At 65.6% G+C, this 18,143-nt stretch carries 15 protein-coding genes; all 15 read left to right on the top strand.

What is annotated here, in order from left to right; translation table 11 throughout:
• The first annotated feature begins 4 nt into the window (after window positions 1–4).
• Genes HALAL_RS0113275 through HALAL_RS0113205 form a run of 15 tightly spaced genes read left to right on the top strand, consistent with a single transcriptional unit; the run spans window position 5 to window position 18,131 of the window.
• Window positions 5–757, top strand: a complete 753-nt coding sequence (locus tag HALAL_RS0113275) for a CbtA family protein (protein ID WP_025274465.1) — start codon at window positions 5–7, stop codon at window positions 755–757.
• On the top strand, window positions 754–1,335 hold the full coding sequence (locus tag HALAL_RS0113270; RefSeq protein ID WP_025274464.1) for a histidine phosphatase family protein: 582 nt from the start codon (window positions 754–756) through the stop codon (window positions 1,333–1,335). Before HALAL_RS0113275 ends, HALAL_RS0113270 begins: the two co-directional genes overlap by 4 nt.
• Window positions 1,332–2,267, top strand: a complete 936-nt coding sequence (gene cbiB, locus HALAL_RS0113265; RefSeq protein ID WP_025274463.1) for an adenosylcobinamide-phosphate synthase CbiB — start codon at window positions 1,332–1,334, stop codon at window positions 2,265–2,267. Before HALAL_RS0113270 ends, cbiB begins: the two co-directional genes overlap by 4 nt.
• Entirely contained in the window at window positions 2,264–3,817 is a 1,554-nt protein-coding gene (locus HALAL_RS0113260; protein ID WP_025274462.1) for a cobyric acid synthase, read from the top strand. The genes cbiB and HALAL_RS0113260 overlap by 4 nt, the downstream gene beginning before the upstream one ends.
• On the top strand, window positions 3,817–7,665 hold the full coding sequence (gene cobN / locus HALAL_RS0113255; protein WP_025274461.1) for a cobaltochelatase subunit CobN: 3,849 nt from the start codon (window positions 3,817–3,819) through the stop codon (window positions 7,663–7,665). The genes HALAL_RS0113260 and cobN overlap by 1 nt, the downstream gene beginning before the upstream one ends.
• A complete protein-coding gene (locus HALAL_RS0113250; protein ID WP_342670462.1) occupies window positions 7,646–9,679 on the top strand; it encodes a magnesium chelatase subunit D family protein in 2,034 nt (677 codons plus the stop codon). The genes cobN and HALAL_RS0113250 overlap by 20 nt, the downstream gene beginning before the upstream one ends.
• A 7-nt stretch (window positions 9,680–9,686) precedes the next feature.
• Window positions 9,687–10,298 carry a cob(I)yrinic acid a,c-diamide adenosyltransferase gene (gene cobO, locus HALAL_RS0113245; protein ID WP_025274459.1) on the top strand — a complete coding sequence of 204 codons (612 nt, stop codon included), beginning with the start codon at window positions 9,687–9,689 and terminating at the stop codon, window positions 10,296–10,298.
• Entirely contained in the window at window positions 10,292–11,656 is a 1,365-nt protein-coding gene (locus HALAL_RS0113240; protein ID WP_025274458.1) for a cobyrinic acid a,c-diamide synthase CobB, read from the top strand. Before cobO ends, HALAL_RS0113240 begins: the two co-directional genes overlap by 7 nt.
• Window positions 11,657–11,661: 5 nt before the next feature.
• Complete coding sequence (gene cobI, locus HALAL_RS0113235) at window positions 11,662–12,369, top strand: precorrin-2 C(20)-methyltransferase (protein WP_025274457.1); 708 nt, start codon at window positions 11,662–11,664, stop codon at window positions 12,367–12,369.
• Window positions 12,362–13,129 (top strand): precorrin-4 C(11)-methyltransferase, encoded by a 768-nt coding sequence (cobM, locus tag HALAL_RS0113230; RefSeq protein WP_025274456.1) that lies wholly within the window; start codon window positions 12,362–12,364, stop codon window positions 13,127–13,129. The genes cobI and cobM overlap by 8 nt, the downstream gene beginning before the upstream one ends.
• The gene (locus HALAL_RS0113225; protein ID WP_025274455.1) at window positions 13,122–14,414 is read left to right on the top strand and encodes a cobalt-precorrin-5B (C(1))-methyltransferase; all 1,293 of its coding nucleotides are present in this window, start codon (window positions 13,122–13,124) and stop codon (window positions 14,412–14,414) included. Before cobM ends, HALAL_RS0113225 begins: the two co-directional genes overlap by 8 nt.
• A complete protein-coding gene (gene cbiE / locus HALAL_RS0113220; RefSeq protein WP_025274454.1) occupies window positions 14,411–15,634 on the top strand; it encodes a precorrin-6y C5,15-methyltransferase (decarboxylating) subunit CbiE in 1,224 nt (407 codons plus the stop codon). The genes HALAL_RS0113225 and cbiE overlap by 4 nt, the downstream gene beginning before the upstream one ends.
• On the top strand, window positions 15,631–17,322 hold the full coding sequence (gene cobJ / locus HALAL_RS0113215; RefSeq protein WP_025274453.1) for a precorrin-3B C(17)-methyltransferase: 1,692 nt from the start codon (window positions 15,631–15,633) through the stop codon (window positions 17,320–17,322). Before cbiE ends, cobJ begins: the two co-directional genes overlap by 4 nt.
• A complete protein-coding gene (locus HALAL_RS18250) occupies window positions 17,312–17,536 on the top strand; it encodes a 4Fe-4S binding protein (RefSeq protein WP_025274452.1) in 225 nt (74 codons plus the stop codon). Before cobJ ends, HALAL_RS18250 begins: the two co-directional genes overlap by 11 nt.
• Entirely contained in the window at window positions 17,526–18,131 is a 606-nt protein-coding gene (locus tag HALAL_RS0113205) for a precorrin-8X methylmutase (protein ID WP_025274451.1), read from the top strand. Before HALAL_RS18250 ends, HALAL_RS0113205 begins: the two co-directional genes overlap by 11 nt.
• Window positions 18,132–18,143: the final 12 nt, after the last annotated feature.

Below are 18,143 nucleotides of genomic sequence, written 5' to 3'. Positions count from 1 at the left end.
GCGAATGATCACCGACTATCTCCGCCGCGGACTCGCGGCGGGACTTCTTGCTGGGCTCTTGTCGGGTCTCTTTGCCTGGGCCGCGGGTGAGCCTACCTTGCGCGCGGCCATTGAGATCGAAGAGCAATCGGACGAAGGCCATTCGCACGGCTCGGAAGAGTCGGGCGGAGGTCACGACCATGAGGACGAATTGGTATCCCGTCCCGTCCAGGAGGCCATGCTTCCAGTGGCCACCTCCCTGGTCGGAGCGGCCTTCGGCGGCGTCTTCGGACTCGCCTTCGGATTGGCGCGCTCGCGCCTGACGACACGTGACGAATGGGCCGCGACATGGAAGGTCGGAGCGGCCGTTACCGCCACGGTGGTGCTGTATCCGGCACTGGTTTATCCCGCCAATCCACCTGGAGTGGGTGATCCGGGAACCGTCGGTAACCGCACCGCCCTCTACTTCGCCACACTCGCCATTGGAGCGGTCACCCTGGGGTTCCTATGGTGGCTGGCCAAGCGTCTCCATGCTCGGGAATGGGAGCCGCCGCAACGGCAGATCACCGTGGCGGCAGCGGGGGTCGCCGTTTTGGGGACGGCTTGGCTGCTACTTCCCTCTCCGGCAGGCGGTGCCGATTTCCCCGCCGACGTCTTCTGGTCATTCCGCCTGTCCTCCATCGGTACACAGCTACTGCTGTGGGTGGCGCTGACGACCATATTCGCGTGGCTCTCGCAACGCGCACAAACGAAAACCGCGAAGGCCGACGCACTATGAGCCACCGCTCCACCGTCACCCTGCTACGGCACGGCCCGACCTCGGCAACGCGGCGCAGCCTCTTTCCCAGCAATGAGCCGCTGGATCGAGCGGGCCGTGAACTGGTCGCCCACTGGTGCGGCCGATTGGTCACCGATCATGTCGTCACTTCCGACTCCGCCCGCTGCCTCGACACCGCCGAGCTGGTCGGATACACCCGGCCGACGGTCGACAGCCGATGGGCGGAGTTGGACTTCGGAGATTGGAGCGGGCACAGCCTCGCTCACGCGGCCGAAACCGACTCCGAGGCCATGAGCCGGTGGCTGGACGATCCTTTCGATCACGCCCCACCCAACGGCGAGACCTTCGCCTCTCTCAGCGAGCGTGTCGATGCGGCCCTGTCCGAACTGGCCTCGCACGCCGGTCATACTCTGGTCATTACGAGCGCCGGTCCGATTAAGGCCGCTCTGCTGTCGATTCTGCATGCTCCGACCGCTTCCTTGTGGCGCATTGACGTCGCCCCCGGAACCGCTACGACACTGACGGCCCACAGTGGAATCTGGACCTTGCGTTCGCTGAATGTGGAGGCCACTTCATGAACGCGACCGCGCTTGGGCTGGCGGTAGGCGCGGCCCTGGATCGATGCTGCGGCGACCCGCGTCGCCGGCACCCGGTAGCGGGGTTCGGCACACTCGCCTCCAAACTCGAAGAGCGCATGTGGCGTGACAACCGCACAGCGGGAGCGGCGTACCTCGCGTTGACGGTGGGGACGACGACCGGTGCTGCTTGGTGGGCGTATCGGCTGGCACGGCGACGTCGGTGGAGCGAACTCGTCTTCTCCGCCGCGGTGACATGGGCGGCGTTGGGACAACGCTCCCTGATCGAGGCCGCCGATGCGGTGTCTCGCCCGCTGCTGGCAAACGAGATGGCCGAGGCTCGTGGTGCGCTGGGTGCTTTGTGCGCTCGAGAAGCCGACGACCTCGATGCGGACGAGCTGGCCGCTGCCACCGTGGAGTCGGTCGCGGAGAACACCTCGGACGCGTCGATCGCTCCGCTGTGGTGGGGAGTGGTGGCCGGTCCGGTCGGTATCGTGGCACACCGCTGTGTCAACACCCTGGACGCCATGGTCGGTTATCGCACTCGGCGATATCGCCGTTTTGGTACGGCCGCCGCCCGACTGGACGACGTCATGAATTTCGTTCCCGCTCGCTTGACGGCGCTGGCGGCCATCGCGTTCGCTCCCGCCGTGGGCGGTACGAGCGTGGAGGCGGCGCGGGTGGTGTCCCGTGATTCCGCTGCGCACCCTAGCCCCAATGCCGGAACGGCCGAAGCGGCCTTCGCGGGAGCTCTGGGAGTCCGCATCGGAGGCACGGTGAACACGTACGGAGACACTCGGGACCGGCGTCCCCGTCTCGGTCGCGGCCGCCGGGTACGACGACACGACATCGCACGGGCCAATCGCTTGTCCTGGTTGATCTATACGACCGCCGTAGCGACAGCGGTCGTGGCTCGTTGGAGGTGCCGCCGATGAAGGGAACTCTTCTGGTCGCGGGGACGACCTCCGATGCCGGTAAAAGCGTTCTAGTGTCCGGCCTGTGCCGACTCCTGTCCCGACAGGGCCATCGCGTCGCGCCGTTCAAAGCTCAGAACATGGCCCTGAACGCCGCCGTGACCCTCGACGGCGGCGAGATCGGCCGCGCCCAAGCCGCTCAGGCGGACGCCGCCGGAGTGGACGCCGAGATCGCCATGAATCCGATTCTGATCAAACCGACCGGACCGCGACATTCCCAAGTGGTGATTCGCGGGCATACGGCCTTCGACGCCGGGGCACGGGATTACCACACTCGCAAGACAACGCTCCTTCCGGTGGTGTCGGAGTCGTTGCGGGATTTGGCGTCTCGCTTCGACGTCGTTCTCGCCGAAGGCGCGGGCGGCGCGGCGGAAATCAATCTGCGCCCCTACGATCTGACGAACCTGGGATTGGCGCGACAGCACGACATGCCGGTAGTGATCGTCTGTGATATCGATCGTGGTGGTGCCTTCGCCTCCCTGTACGGGACGTTGGCCCTCATGGAGCCGGCCGACCAGGCACTGGTGTCCGGATTTATCATCAATCGTTTCCGGGGCGACCGAACCGTTCTCGACCCGGGTATCCGGCAACTGGAAGAGCTCACCCAACGCCCCTGTCTCGGTGTCATTCCGCATGTCAGCGGCCTGACGATCGACGCGGAGGATTCACTCGCCCTGGATCAACGTCGTGAGGCCCTTCCGCCGCTGGGGAAGGATTCGCTGACCGTGACGGTCGTGCGTCTTCCACACATCTCGAACTTCACCGATATCGACGCCCTCACCGTCGAGCCGGGGGTGTCGGTGCGGTTCAGCGAATCGGCCGCCGATATCACCAACGCCGACCTCGTCGTGCTACCGGGATCGAAGAACACGGTAGGCGATCTCGATTGGTTGCACGAACGAGGTTTGGCCGAAGCCGTCCGCCGCCGCTGCGCGGCCGATGAACCCACCTTGGGAGTCTGCGGCGGTTATCAAATGCTCGGTCGCCGTCTGCACGACGAGGTCGAATCTCGGCGTGGAGAGGTGAAGGGCCTGGATATTCTGCCGGTTGACACGGTTTTCCACCGCGACAAGACTCTACGACGCCATCACGGTCGCGCCCCTCTATTCGACGATGCGGCGGTCGACGCCTATTCGATCCGGCACGGACGTCCTCGGCCTTGGGGTGGCGAATCCTGGCTGGCCGACGACGTCGACGGCGCGGAGGGATGTCGCGTCGGGTCGATCCTGGGTACCTCCTGGCACGGCCTGCTGGAGAACAACGCACTGCGTCGTGCCTTCCTCACCCGGGTCGCGCGGCGGCGTGGACTGTCGTTCGCACCGGGAGACGTCGATTTCGCTCAGGTGCGGCGCAACCGGTTGGACGCCTTCGCCGACGTTCTGGACGAACATCTCGACATGTCGTACCTCTTCAACCTGATCCAGAAGGGTGCCCCCGACAATCCTTTCATCGCACCGCCCGGTGGTGCACCTGCCCTGTCAACGCCGACCCAAGCAACGGAGCAAGCCTGATGACGGATACGATACTGTTCCTGACCACGGCCGACACTGAAATTCTGGCCGCCGCCCAGGCGGTGGAACGGCTGGATGACGAGACGGTCGCCGTGCGAGCGTTGAACCCCGCACGCGCTCCGAAAGACGACTCCGAGGCCGTGGGTGCGTGGATCGACGACAACCTCGCCGACGTCCGCGTCGCGGTCGTACGGCTCCTGGGCGGCCGAGCGGCCTTTCCCGAACTGTTCGATCAGCTGCGGCACAAATGCGGGCAACGTGACATCGCACTGGTGGCCCTGTCCGGGGAATCGTCGCCGGACGCGGAGTTGACCGCCGCCTCCACCCTTCCCACCGCCTCAGTGGCGCAGTGCTTCGAATATCTGCGTCTGGGAGGGGTGGACAATACCGAACAGCTCTTCAGGTTCGTGGCCGACACCGTCATGCTGCACGGTTGCGGGTTCTCCGATCCGCAAGAGACGCCAGGGGTCGGCACCTACCACCCGCACCGCGGCGACGCTCTGTCCGATCTGGACCCGGACCGACCCACCATCGGCGTGGTCTTCTACCGTTCCCACCTGTTGAGTGGCAATACCGAATTCATCGACGCCCTGCTCGAGTCGGTCGAGCGAAAGGGGGCCAACGCCGTCGGCCTGTTCTGCTACTCGCTACGGGAAAACGCCGACGGAGCCATTGAGGTTCTCTCCCTCGCCGAACAGGCGGGCGTCACCCTCGACGGCCTGGTCGTGACCGTTCTGGCCGCAGGCGGAGCACACGGCCGCGAAGCCGGGGCACTCACCGAACAGAGTTGGCGCCCCGGTGCGCTCGACTCGTTGGGCATTCCGATCGTGCAGGCGTTGACCGCTACCAGCTCACGCGCCGACTGGGAGGCTTCCGACATCGGGATGTCTCCTTTGGACACCGCCATGCAGATCGCCATGCCGGAGTTCGACGGACGCATCGTTTCGGTTCCCTTCTCCTTCAAAGAGACCACGGGTGTGGACGAACGTATCGGCGGTCCCCTGGTGCGCTACGTTCCCGACCACGAACGCTGCCTCCGCGTCGCGGGAATCGCCATGCGATACGCCCGCTTGTCACGCTTGGCCAACTCCGACAAGCGCATCGCGATCGTCATGTCGAACTACCCCACCAAGCATTCCCGCATCGGCAACGGTGTGGGGCTGGACACCCCGGCGTCGACCACCGCATTGTTGCGCACCATGCGCGAACTGGGTTACCGCCTGGGTGACGACCCGAAACTCGAGACATGGCTGGAGGATTCCGACGCCCTGATCGCCGAAATGATCGCGCGCGGGGGCTTTGACTCCGAGCAGCTGTCGGACCAGCAGTTGGCTCATGCCGAGGCCCACGTCCCGGTGTCCGATTATCGTGACTGGTTTTCGCAACTGCCGCAAGCGCTCCAGGAAGCGGTAGAGGACAAATGGGGACCGGCTCCGGGGGACATTCTCCTGTCACCCGATGGAAAGTCCCTCGTGACCTCGACTCTGGGACTGGGGAACGTGGTTCTGGCCATTCAGCCTCCGCGTGGGTTCGGAGACAACCCGGTGGCCATCTACCACGACCCCGACCTCCCACCCACGCACCAGTATTTGGCGGCCTACTGGTGGATCGAACGCATCTTCCAGGCCGACGCGATCGTCCATATCGGAAAACACGGCACCCTGGAATGGTTGCCCGGTAAGGGAGTGGGTTTGTCCGCCGAATGCGCCACCGACGCCACCCTGACCGACGTGCCGTTGTTCTATCCCTTCGTGGTCAATGACCCGGGCGAAGGTACGCAGGCTAAACGTCGCGGTCACGCCACGATCATCGATCACCTGGTACCGCCGATGATGCGCGCCGAGACCTACGATGACGTCGCCCGCCTCGAACAGCTCTTGGACGAGTACGCCGAATTGGAGCTGCTCGATCCGTCGAAGTTGCCGAGTCTGCGGTCGCAGATTTGGGAACTGCTGGTGAGTTCGCATATTGCCGAGGATTTGGGTGCGGCCGAGATGCCCGACGACCCCGACGATTTCGGCGACATGATCACCCACGTCGACGGCTATCTCTGCGAAATCAAGGACATGCAGGTGCGCGACGGGCTCCATGTGTTCGGTTCGGTTCCCGCCTCGGACCAGTTGCAGGGCTTGCTCAAAGCCGTGCTGCGGCTGCCGCAGGGAGACACCCCCGGCCTGCGATCGCAAGTGGCCGCTCATTTCGGTATCGACGAGCGGGTACTGTCCACCGATCCCGGGCAGACCGTCGATGCGGGCGTCGCTCTGCCCGGACGGCAGGCCGAGATCGATCGCCTGCTGGAACTACAGCCGGGCCCCGGCGCTCGACGCTCCGACCTCTTGGACGCGGTGGACGCGGTCAGTGACCGTCTCGTCGTGCGATTGGCCGAGTCCGAGTGGAGGGCCGAATCCGCCGAGGATATTACGACCTCGGTGCTGCGACGGTCCGACGACGAGGTCGCCGACGTACTGCGTTTTGCCTGTCGGGAAGCCATTCCCCGCATCCAGGCCTGTTCGGGCGAGATCGATCGGCTCGTTTCCGGCCTCGACGGGCGCTATATTCGCTCCGGCCCCTCCGGATCGCCGACCCGTGGCCGTCTCGACGTGCTTCCCACCGGAAAGAACTTCTATTCGGTGGATCCGAAGGGTCTGCCCAGTTCCCTGGCGTGGGAAGTGGGGCAACGCCTGGCCGACGCGTTGATCAACGAATACCGGGAGGCCCACGACGGTGCCTATCCCGAGTCGGTGGGCATCGTGGTGTGGGGTACGGCCAATATGCGTACTCACGGCGATGACATCGCCGAGATCCTGGCGCTTCTCGGAGTTCGACCGGTGTGGCATCCCGAAACGCGACGTGTCGTGGATCTAGAGGTCATCGACCTGGAGGAATTGGGTCGACCGCGCGTCGACGTGACGGTCCGCATCAGTGGATTCTTCCGCGACGCCTTTCCCCACCTGGTGGCCCTGATCGACCGTGCGGTTCGCATGGTGGCCGAACGCGACGACGAGGGCGCAGCGAATCATGTCGCCGCCCACAGCTCCGCCGACCGGGACCGCCTGGTGGAAGAGGGCCATGAACTCGCCTGGGCCGAACGCCATGCCACGGCCCGCGTTTTCGGAGCCAAACCGGGAGCCTACGGCGCGGGACTACTGCCGTTGATCGAAGCGCGTAACTGGCGCGACAGCGCCGACATCGCCGAGGTCTACACCGTCTGGTCCGGCCATGCCTACGGCGACGGACTCGACGGAGTGGAGGCGCATGAGGACTTCCACCGCAATCTGGGCCGCGTCAAGGTGGCGGTGAAGAACACCGACACCCGCGAACACGACATTCTGGATTCCGACGACTACTTCCAGGAGCACGGCGGCATGATCGCCACGATCCGCCACCTCACCGGCCAGGACGTGCACGCCGTCATCGGGGATTCCAGCGATCCGTCCCGTCCACAGGCGCGCACGCTCTCCGAAGAGGTCAACCGGGTTTTCCGCGCCCGAGTTGCCAATCCGAAGTGGATCGAGTCAATGCAGCGCCACGGATACAAGGGGGCCTTCGAAATGGCCGCCACCGTGGACTACATGTTCGGCTACGACGCCACCGCTTCGGTCGTATCCGACTGGCAGTACGAGCGCGTCGCCGAAACCTACGTCTTCGACGACCACAACCGCAAGTTCATGGAACAGTCCAATCCCTGGGCCCTGCACGGAGTCACCGAACGACTCCTGGAGGCGCAACAGCGCGGACTGTGGAAGGAGCCCGACGAAGAGGTCGTACAGCGCCTACAGCAGTTCTACATCGACGCCGAAGGTCTCATCGAAGAGCGAGGAGAGGACAATGATAGTGAGCGATCCTAAGCACTACCCGTTCAGCGCGATCGTCGGGCAGGACAGATTGAAGACCGCGCTCATCGCGGGCGCGATCGACCAACGTATCGGCGGTGTCGTGATTCGCGGGCAGAAGGGTACCGCGAAGTCGACCGCCGTACGTGCGCTCCGCCATCTCCTTCCCGACATCGACGTCGCCTCCGGTTGCCAATATCAGTGCGAGGCCGATCGACCCGTCCCCTACTGTCAGGCCTGCCAACGCGACACCGGCCGTGTCGACGTACCGACCCCATTGGTGGAACTACCGATCGGCGCGGGGGAAGACCGGCTGGTCGGTTCGGTGGACGTGGAGGCCGCTCTCCAGGACGGCACCACCGTGTTCCAGCCGGGACTCTTGGCCTCGGCGCACCGTGGCCTGCTGTACGTCGACGAGGTCAATCTGCTCGACGACCACTTGGTGGACGTCCTGCTCGACGCGGCGGCCATGGGTGTCAATCGCGTCGAACGCGAGGGCGTGTCCCTGGAACACCCGGCCCGGTTCTCCCTGGTGGGAACCATGAACGCCGAGGAAGGCGAACTACGGCCGCAGCTGCTCGACCGCTTCGGCCTCTCGGTGACCGCCGACGCCCCCGGGGACCCGAACGAGCGCGCCGAGGTCGTCCGCCGTCGTCTACGTTACGAAACCGACCCCGACAGCTTCGCGGCGGAATTCGCCACCCGGGAAAAAGAACTCAGCGACCGGATCGTGGCCGCCCGCGAGCGCGTCAGCGGCATCACCGTATCCGACGGCTGGCTGACGGCGATCGCACGTGTCTGTGCGGGGTTCGAAGTGGATGGTCTCCGGGCCGATATCGTCACTGCCCGGACGGCGGTCGCCTTGGCGGCGTGGAACGGGACGACCGCGCCAGGTCGTCCGGAGGTGCGGGAGGCCTGTCTGTTGACGCTTCCGCATCGTAAGCGGCGCGGCCCGTTTGACGACATGGGTATTGACGAAGATGAACTTGACCGTCTTCTCGACGATGTGGAGCCTCCCGAACAGGAGGACAACGGCGACGACGATCCCGGCCCGGATGACGACGGGGACGATTCCTCGGGTGGTCCTCCCCCACCTCCCTCGTCGGGTGGGTCGGAGCAGGAGGAGCCGTCGGACTCCTCGGCATCGACGTCACCGTCGGAGAGCCGGGAGTCCGATCAGGACTCGCCGAACGATCGTTCCCAGCAGAGTGCGGCCGGAGAGCAGACGGTCGCCGCGTCGGCGGCCCCGCAGCGCATCGCGCAGTTGTCTTCTCGTTCTCGTACTCGGGGTTCGGCGGGTCGCCGGTCACGGGGGGCTACCGATCGGGGTGCGGCGGTGCGTTCGCGGCCGTGTCGTTGGGATGAGTCCCCGCGGCGTTCGGATCTGAATCTGACCGGCACGCTGACCGCCTGGGCGCGACGGCGGAGCACACGGTCCGATCGGATCGAAAAACGCGATTACCGCATCTGGGAACGGTCGGGCAAGCAGGGGCATTTGATCGTTCTGTGTGTCGACGCCTCCGGTTCCATGGGGGCACGCAAGCGCATGGCGGCGGTCAAGGGAGCGGTGCGCTCGCTGTTGTTGGACGCCTACCAGCGGCGGGATCTCGTTTCGCTGGTGACTTTTCGAGGCTCGTCGGCCGCGACGGTGCTCGATCCGACCTCTAGTGTGGAGGTCGCCGACCGCTCGCTACAGGTTTTGGCCACCGGGGGCCGCACGCCTCTGGGGGAGGGTTTGATTCGTTCTCGGGATCTCATGGTGCGGCACGGGCGGAAGGACCCGCTCCGTCGTCCGCTGCTGGTGGTGGTCACCGATGGACGGGTGAATGCGGGACGTTCCACGTCTCCGGCATCGACGGCGCTGGCCCGCCAGGGGGTGAGTGGAATCGTGATCGACTCCGAATCGGGGTTCGTACGCACCAACGGTGCCGCCGAGATTGCCGAACAACTCGGCATGTCCTGCGTTCGTTTGGAAGAATTCGCATCTGAGTCACTGAGCCGCACCATCGAGTTGGCGGCACGAGGTTAGGGGTCCTATGAGTCGGGAAAATCCGAATCGCAAGCACAGCACCTACGACGGGGCGAGCGCGTCCGCTCCGGCCAATGAACAACCGCGACGCCGCAAGCGTGAGACGCCGTTGGTCATGGTTCATACCGGAAAGGGCAAGGGTAAGTCCACCGCCGCTTTCGGAATGTTGCTGCGGGCCTGGAATCAAGGCTGGCCGATCGGAGTGTTCCAGTTCGTCAAGAGCGGAAAATGGCGTGTCGGCGAGCACGCGGCCGCTGAGAAGCTGGGGGGAATCGACTGGTTCAAGATGGGCGACGGCTGGTCGTGGACCTCGCGTAACCTCACCGAATCGCAGGATTTGGCCGTGGAGGGCTGGGAAGAGGTGAAACGGTGTCTCGCCGAGCAGCGTTACCGCTTTTACCTGCTGGATGAGTTCACCTACCCTCTGAAGTGGGGTTGGATCGACGTCGACGACGTAGTGGAGACCTTGGACAAACGCGAAGGTTGGCAGTATGTGATGATCACCGGGCGCGACGCGCCGGACCGTCTCATTGAGCATGCCGACTTGGTGACCGAGATGGTGAAGCACAAGCACCCGCTGGATCAGGGTTGGCGCGGTCAAAAGGGCATCGAATGGTGACCGATCTACCGCGTGTAATGGTGGCGGGCACGCATTCCGGGGTCGGTAAGACGCTGTTGTCCGCCGGACTGATGGCGGCGCTGGGGAACCGTGGGCGACGCGTGCGCCCGTTCAAGGTGGGCCCGGATTTCATCGACCCCGGCTATCACGCTCTCGCCTCCCGGCGCCCGGGGCGGAACCTGGACGCCTTCATGCACGGCGCCGATCTTATCGCTCCCCTGCTGCGGCACGGTTCGGCCGGTGGTGACCTGGCGGTGGTCGAAGGGGTCATGGGGCTGTTCGACGGGCGCGGTGCCAGTGACGAGGCGTCCAGTGCCCATATCGCCCGTTTGACCCGAACCCCGGTGATCCTGGTGGTCGACGCCGCTTCGGCATCGCGATCGGTGGCGGCACAGATCCATGGTTTTCACACCTTCCACCCCGAGGTCGGCCTGGCGGGCGTGATTTTCAACCGGGTCGGCTCCGACCGGCATGAGGCGCTTCTGCGAGAGGCAGCCGCGCAGGTCGCCGTTCCGGTTGTGGGCGCGGTACGTCGTCATGACCGTCTGCGCGTGGATTCGCGGCACCTGGGTTTGATTCCCACCGCTGAGGCGCATCATTCCGCTGCCGACGCGGTCGACGCGGCGGCCGAGATCATGGCACGCGAGGTGGATCTGCCCGCTGTGGAGGCCATTGCGGCCGAGGCGGGCGAGCTGGGAACCGCGCGGTGGGAGCCCGGCAGTCGGGTGACGCCGGTGAACCGTCCGGTACGTATCGCGGTGGCGACGGGAGCGGCGTTCAGCTTCCACTACACCGAGCACACGGAGTTGTTGGAAGCCGCCGGATCCGAGGTCGTTCGATTCGATCCCTTGGCCGATGAGTCCCTGCCGAGCGGACTACACGGCCTCTATATCGGGGGCGGTTTTCCAGAGGTATACGCCGACCACTTGAGCGCCAACGACTCTTTGGGCTCCGATATTCGCGCACTGGCCGCGACCGGGGCTCCGATCGTCGCTGAATGCGGTGGAATGCTATACCTCTGTGAGAGCTTGGACGAGCGTCCTATGCTGGGTCTGCTTCCCGCTCGGGCGCATTTCACCTCGCGCATGTCACTGGGATACCGCACGGCCACCCTGGCAACGTCCGGAGTATTCGGAGCACGGGGGTTGCGAGTGCGCGGCCACGAGTTCCATCGCACCGCCACTCACCCACAGGCCTCCGACTCCCCTGCGTGGACGATTGACGACGCCGATCGCCGTGAGGGTTACTCCACCGCCAACATCCACGCCTCGTACGTACATCCGTCGTGGATCGGTACCCCCGAATTGGCCGACGGGCTCCTGCACTCGGCAAGTCGTATCGCGAAGTTGGGAGTGTGACGACCATGTCGGGACGATTGTGCGGTGTCGGGCTGGGCCCGGGCGATCCCCTGTGGGTCACCATGGCCGGAGTGAAGGCGTTGACGTCGGCCGCGGTCGTGTTCGTCCCTGTCTCGGTGACCACCGTCGGTATCGGGTACGCCGAACGTATCGTGTCTCAGCATGTGCCTGCCGACCGGATCGAGCGTCTGCCCTTCGCCTTGCGAGCGCCCCAGCGGGAACAGTCCCATCGGGCCGCCGCCGAGGTGATCGCCGCTCATCTGCGCCGTGACGAGGCGGTGGCGTTCGGAACCATCGGGGACCCCAACGTCTACAGCACGTTCACCTATATCGCCCGTGAGGTGGCGTCCTTGGAGCCGGAGGCCGAGATTTCCACCGTTCCCGGGATCACCGCCGCCGGGGCGCTGGCGGCGCGCTCGCACACCGTCCTGTGCGAGCATGAGGAACCCTTGACGATCGTCCCCGCCACGGCCGGATCCGAGCAGGTGAAACACGCTCTGGACGGAGGCGGCACCGTCGTGATCTATAAAGGCGCGGCGTCGGTACGACAACTGCTCGCCGAGTACCGCGACAGCGGCAGGATTCGGGACGTGTCCGTCGGATCTCACCTTGGGCGCGCCGAGGAGCGTCTCTCCGATCGCCTGCCCGACGGCGACGAACCCTATTTTTCTACAGTGATCGTTCGATTGAAAGAAGGTGCACGGCATGGCTAAGGTCTGGTTCATAGGCGCGGGACCGGGGGCGGCCGACCTCCTGACCGTGCGCGCCGCGAATGCTCTGCACAGTGCCGACATCGTCATCTGGGCGTCCTCTCTGGTCACCGCGGACGTGCTCGAGTACGCTCGCGCGGACGCCGAGATCCACGACTCCAAAGTGCTGACCTTGGAAGAGGTGAAGGAATTCTATCGGCGGGCCGCCGCCGACGACCTCACCGTCGCCCGCGTCCATTCGGGTGACCCCGCTCTGTACGGGGCCATGCAGGAACAACTGGAAGTGGTGCGGGAGTTCGGCTTGGACTCCGAGATCGTCCCCGGAGTCACCTCGGTCGCCGCCACCGCCGCGGCCGCCGAGAAGGAACTCACCGTTCCCGAAGTCGCCCAATCGGTCGTCTTCACCCGCATGGCGACACGCACGCCCATGCCGGACGGAGAAACCATCCGTTCCTTTGCCGCACACGGCACCACAATGGCTCTTTTCCTTTCCGCCTCAAGGCCAAAGAAACTACAGTCCGAGCTCATCGACGGCGGATACGCTCCGTCGACCCCCTGCGTGGTGGGCTATCGCGTTTCCTGGCCGGACGAACAGCTCCGCTACTGCCGCCTCGATGAGCTCGCCGCCACGATTCGCGCTCTCAAGGTGTCCATGCACACCATGGTCTTGATCGGGCCGGCGCTGGCGAGCGAAGGAAAACGCTCCCACCTGTACTCTCCCGACTTTTCCCATACGCATCGCCAGGTGAGCCGCCATGGCTAGAGCCCGCCGATCCCTACCGTCGCGGCTGCCCCGGCACGCCACCAGCGGGCCGGTTCACGCCGACCGAGCGTCGCAGCCGCCTGAGACCGACCGGGCGCTGGTAGAACCGGATCTGCCGCGTACGGCCAAAGCCAGAGACGGCAAGAAACTGCGGGAGGGGTTCACCACCGGCGCGTGTGCCACGGCAGCGGCCAAAGCCGCCGCTCTGACCCTTATCACCGGGAGGACCCGCGACGTCACCGACATCTGGATGCCGATCGGACGTAGGCAGCAGTTCCCCGTGGACAGCTGCGAAATGCTCGACGACCGCACCGCCGAAGCCGTCGTGGTCAAAGACGCCGGGGACGACCCCGACGCCACCAACGGCGCACGCCTGACCGCCACGGTGTCGCGTTCCTCCGATACCGGGGTCCACCTCTTCGGCGGCACCGGCGTCGGGCACGTCACCCGACCCGGCCTAGGTTTGGAGATCGGGGGTCCGGCCATCAACGGCACCCCACGCCAAATGATCCGCATCGCGCTGGAGGAGATCTGCGATCCGTATATCGAGCGTGGGTTCAACGTCGTCATCTCGGTCCCCGAAGGGGAACGGATGGCCAAGCGCACCACCAACGCACGCCTCGGCATTCTGGGCGGCATCTCCATCCTGGGCACCACCGGTATCGTGCGTCCCTTCTCCACCGCTTCCTGGCGTGCCTCGGTACTGCAGGCGGTCGACGTCATGGCCGCCCGCGATATGCCCAACTGCGTCCTCACCACCGGTGGACGCACCGAACGCGGGGCCATGCGCCTGCTCCCCGGACTGGATTCCGGATGTTTCGTGGAAGTCGGCGATTTCACCGGCGCCGCGGTCGAAAAATGCGTGGAAAACGGCCTCGATCGACTCATGTTCGTCGGAATGGCCGGTAAACTCGCCAAACTCGGTAGCGGCGTCATGATGACTCACTACACGCGCTCGCGGGTCAACACGGAATACCTCTGCGAGGTCACCACGCGAGTCGGCGGCAGTGCGGAACTGTCCGACCAGGTGGCTGCGGCCAACACCGGTCGGCACGCCTACGAACTGTGGCGCGATTACGGACTACTCGCCGCCGCCGGGGACGCGCTCTGCGACGATGTGGCCGCCAACCTGGCCGGATGGGCCCGCCACCACGGCCGAGACATCGACACCGCCGCCGTCATGGTCGATTTCGACACGCTGGAACCGGTCTCCTGGTCCGCCCGCGCCGGCCGGCACGTCGGTGACGCCGACGGTGCGGGCCACCGGTTGAGGAGGACGCCATGAGCCGCGACGTCACCGTCATCGGAATCGATCACGAAGCACGACCGGCCGCACCTCTGCCGCCGAATCTCAGCCTCATCGTGGGCGGCCGTCGGCATCTCGACGCCCACGCTCCCGCCGAGGTCGAGCGCTTTCCCATCACCACGGGCATGGAAGCGGCCTGCGCGGCGATCTCCGCGGCCACCGGACCGTGCGCGGTGCTCGCCTCCGGCGACCCCGGCTGGTTTGGAGTCGTACGCCAACTGCACCGGCTGCTGCCCGAGGCCACCCTGACCGTCCATCCGGCAGTGTCCTCGGTAGCCGCCGCCTATGCGCGACTCGGTTTGCCCTGGGAACAGGCCACGATCGCCTCCGCACACGGCCGTCACGCCCGCGCCGCCTTCGCCGCGCTGCTGAACCACTCGCACGTCGCGGTGCTCACCTCTCCCGACCACTCCCCCGATCACTTCGCCCGCCTGCTCGTCTCGGTAGGACACGGTGAACGTCCGCTCATCGTGGTAGAACGCCTGGGGCACACCGACGAACGCATCGTCCGTTTGACGGCGGCCGAAGCGGCTCACGCCGAATTCGCCTCCCCGAACGTCCTTATTTCCGCCACTCGATTGCCGGAGGACAAAACCGTTCTCGCCGGCGGCCGCAGCGTCCAACCGTGGGCGCGCCCCGTTTCGGAATTCGCCCACCGCGACGGCCAAATCACCAAACCGGCGGTACGAGCGCTCGCGCTGGCCCACCTCGCCCCCAGCCCCGGCCGCCTGTTGTGGGACATCGGATGCGGTTCGGGATCGGTGGCCGTCGAAGCCGCCCAACTGGGTGCGGGAGTCATCGGAATCGAACGCGACGGAGAGCAAATCGAACGTGCCCGACTCAACTCCGCAGGGCATCACGTACGACTCGGTCTGATCCACGCCGACGCACAGGACGCCCTTCCCGATCTGCCCGTAGCCGACGGCGCCTTCATCGGCGGAGGCGGCCGCGCCCTTCTCGACATTGTCGACCTTGTCGCGCGCAGCGGCGTATCGCGTATCGCGCTTGCCCTGGCCACTGTGGAGCGTGTAGGTGCGATCCTACGGCACCTGGCCGACCTGGGCTGGGCTGCGGAAGCCCAACAAGTGGCGATCAACCGTCTCAGCCCGCTCGCCGACGGACACCGCCTGCAACCGGAAAACCCCGTTTTCCTCGTCACCGCCGCCGGACCGGACAACACTGGAGAAACACAGTCATGAACACCCAAATCACCGTCATCGCCGCTACGAATCGCGGGCGGCGACTCGCCGCCCGACTGGGCGATCACCTCGACGCGCACGTCGCCGAACAAAGCCCGAAACCGGCACTGCGGCACGCCTGGTCGAATTCGAACGCCCTGGTCATGGTGATGGCCAGCGGTGCCGCGGTGCGCCTCATCGCACCGTACCTGGAATCGAAGAAAACCGATCCCGGGGTGGTCTGCGTCGACGACGAAGGCCGCCACGTCGTGTCGCTCCTTGGCGGTCATGAAGGCGGCGCAAACGAGCTCGCACGCCGCATTGCCGACCACCTGTCGACGACGCCGGTGATCACCACCGCCTCCGAACAGGTCGATCTCCCCGACCTGGGACGACTCGGGGAACGATTCGGCTGCCGAGTCGAAGGTGACGTCGCCGCCGTAGGTGCCCATGTGGTGGACGGCGGCGCTGTTCACGTGGTGCGCGATCTGGAGTGGCCGACCGGAAACCTACCCTACCGGGTCAGCGACGATTCCACCTGCCCGCAGATCCGCATCAGCGATAGGCTCAGCGACACGACGGTTCCCACCGTGTGGTTGCGTCCACAGAGCCTGGTGCTCGGGGTGGGTTCGTCGCGAGGGGTGAGTGCCGCCGAGGTCGGCGAACTCATCGACACGACTCTGGCTCAGGCGAACCTCTCGCCGGCTTCGGTCTCCGAAATCGCCACGGTGACGGCTAAAAGCGACGAAGACGGTATCCTCACCGCCGCGGCCGAACGCGGATGGCCGGTACGGTGCCACACGCCCGAAGAACTGAAAGCACAGGACGTGCCCCATCCATCCACCGTGGTGGAAAACGCCGTCGGAACACCTTCGGTGAGCGAAGCGGCGGCACTCTGCCACGGCGACGAATTGATCGTGCCCAAGCAACGCAGTGCGATGGCCACGGTGGCGGTGGCACGCCGCCTACCGCGCGGACGCCTGGCCATGGTGTCGCTGGGCCCGGGTTCGGACGATCTGACCACGCCCCGCGCGCAGGAGGAACTGGCACAGGCGGAGATCGTCGTCGGTTACGGGGCCTACCTGGACGCGGCCAAACGTTGGATTCGCCAAGGCACCCGAGTCGAGCGGTTCGCTTTGGGTGAAGAGGAAAAACGCGCCCGCTTCGCGGTCGAGGCGGCACGTTCGGGCGCCGCCGTCGCCATGGTCGGTTCCGGAGACGTCGGGGTATACGCGATGGCCTCGCCGACGCTGGAGATCGCCGGAGCCGATATCGAGGTCGTCGTCGTTCCCGGAGTGACCGCCTCGTTGGCCGCCGCCGGAGTCCTGGGAGCTCCGTTCGGCCACGACCACTGTCATATCTCCCTTTCCGACCTGTTGACCCCGTGGGAACTGATCGAGCGGCGCGTGCGCTCGGCCGCGGAGGGCGATTTCGCGCTCGCCTTCTACAATCCACGGTCGCGCGGGCGTCGCTGGCAGCTGGAGCGCGCACGCCACATCCTGCTCGAACATCGTTCCCCCGACACCCCGGTCGGCATCGTCAGTGACGCCGAACGCCCTGATCAGGAGGTCGTCCACACCACTCTGGCGGATATGGACGTCGATTCAGTCCATATGACGACGGTGGTGCTGGTGGGTAACTCACGTACTCGCCACAGTGCGGGACGCATGGTCACTCCACGCGGGTATCGGGAGAGCCATGAGCGCTGATCCCTGGTTCGTCGTCACCTCCGCCTGCACCGCCTGCGGGGCGTGCCTGCGGACGTGTCACCTGCGCTGCCTACGTATCAATCCTCCCGGGATCTCACCTCCGGTGCGGATTCTCGACGACGTCTGCGACGGCTGCGGGGAATGCGCCGAGGTTTGTCCGGCTGAAGCCATTTATCCGATTCAGGAGGTGCTCCGTGCGACGCATGGGACGTGACGTCGTCCATGAGATCGAGAAGGAAAGTATGCGCCGATTGCGGAAACGCTGCGATCTGTCGCACCTGCCTCCTCTGTCTCGGGCGATCACCGAACGGATCGTTCATTCCGCCGCCGACGTGCGATATGCCGAGGAATTGGTGATGAACGAACCAAATCTGGCCGCCGCCTGGGAGGCCTTGGCGAACGGTGCGCCGATCGTGGCCGACAGCCGCATGGTGGCGGCGGGGATCACGTCGACCGAGGTTCATGTTCCGTTGCAGAACGCGGAAATACCGGATTTGGCACACCGCTGGGGTTTGACTCGCAGTGCGGCCGCGATCCGGTGGGCGGCCGATCACGTCGACGACGGTGCCGTCTGGGTGGTGGGCAACGCCCCCACCGCCTTGGAGGCGATTCTGTCCTATGTAAAAAATCCGTCACTGGTCGTCGGCCTACCGGTCGGCTTCGTGGGGGCGGTGGAGTCCAAAGAGGCGCTACGGGAGTCACCGCTCCCCGCCGTCTCCAACATGTCCGAGCTCGGCGGTTCAGCGGTGGCCGCGAGTTGCGTCAACGCCTTGTTGTATATCGACCGCTCTCAAAAGGAAGGGGCTTGAGGAATGAGCCAC

It is taken from the genome of Haloglycomyces albus DSM 45210, assembly GCF_000527155.1.
Lineage (GTDB): Bacteria > Actinomycetota > Actinomycetes > Mycobacteriales > Micromonosporaceae > Haloglycomyces > Haloglycomyces albus.
The sequence above is the reverse complement of the archived record's forward strand: the minus strand, read 5'-3'. Positions and strand labels throughout refer to the sequence as shown.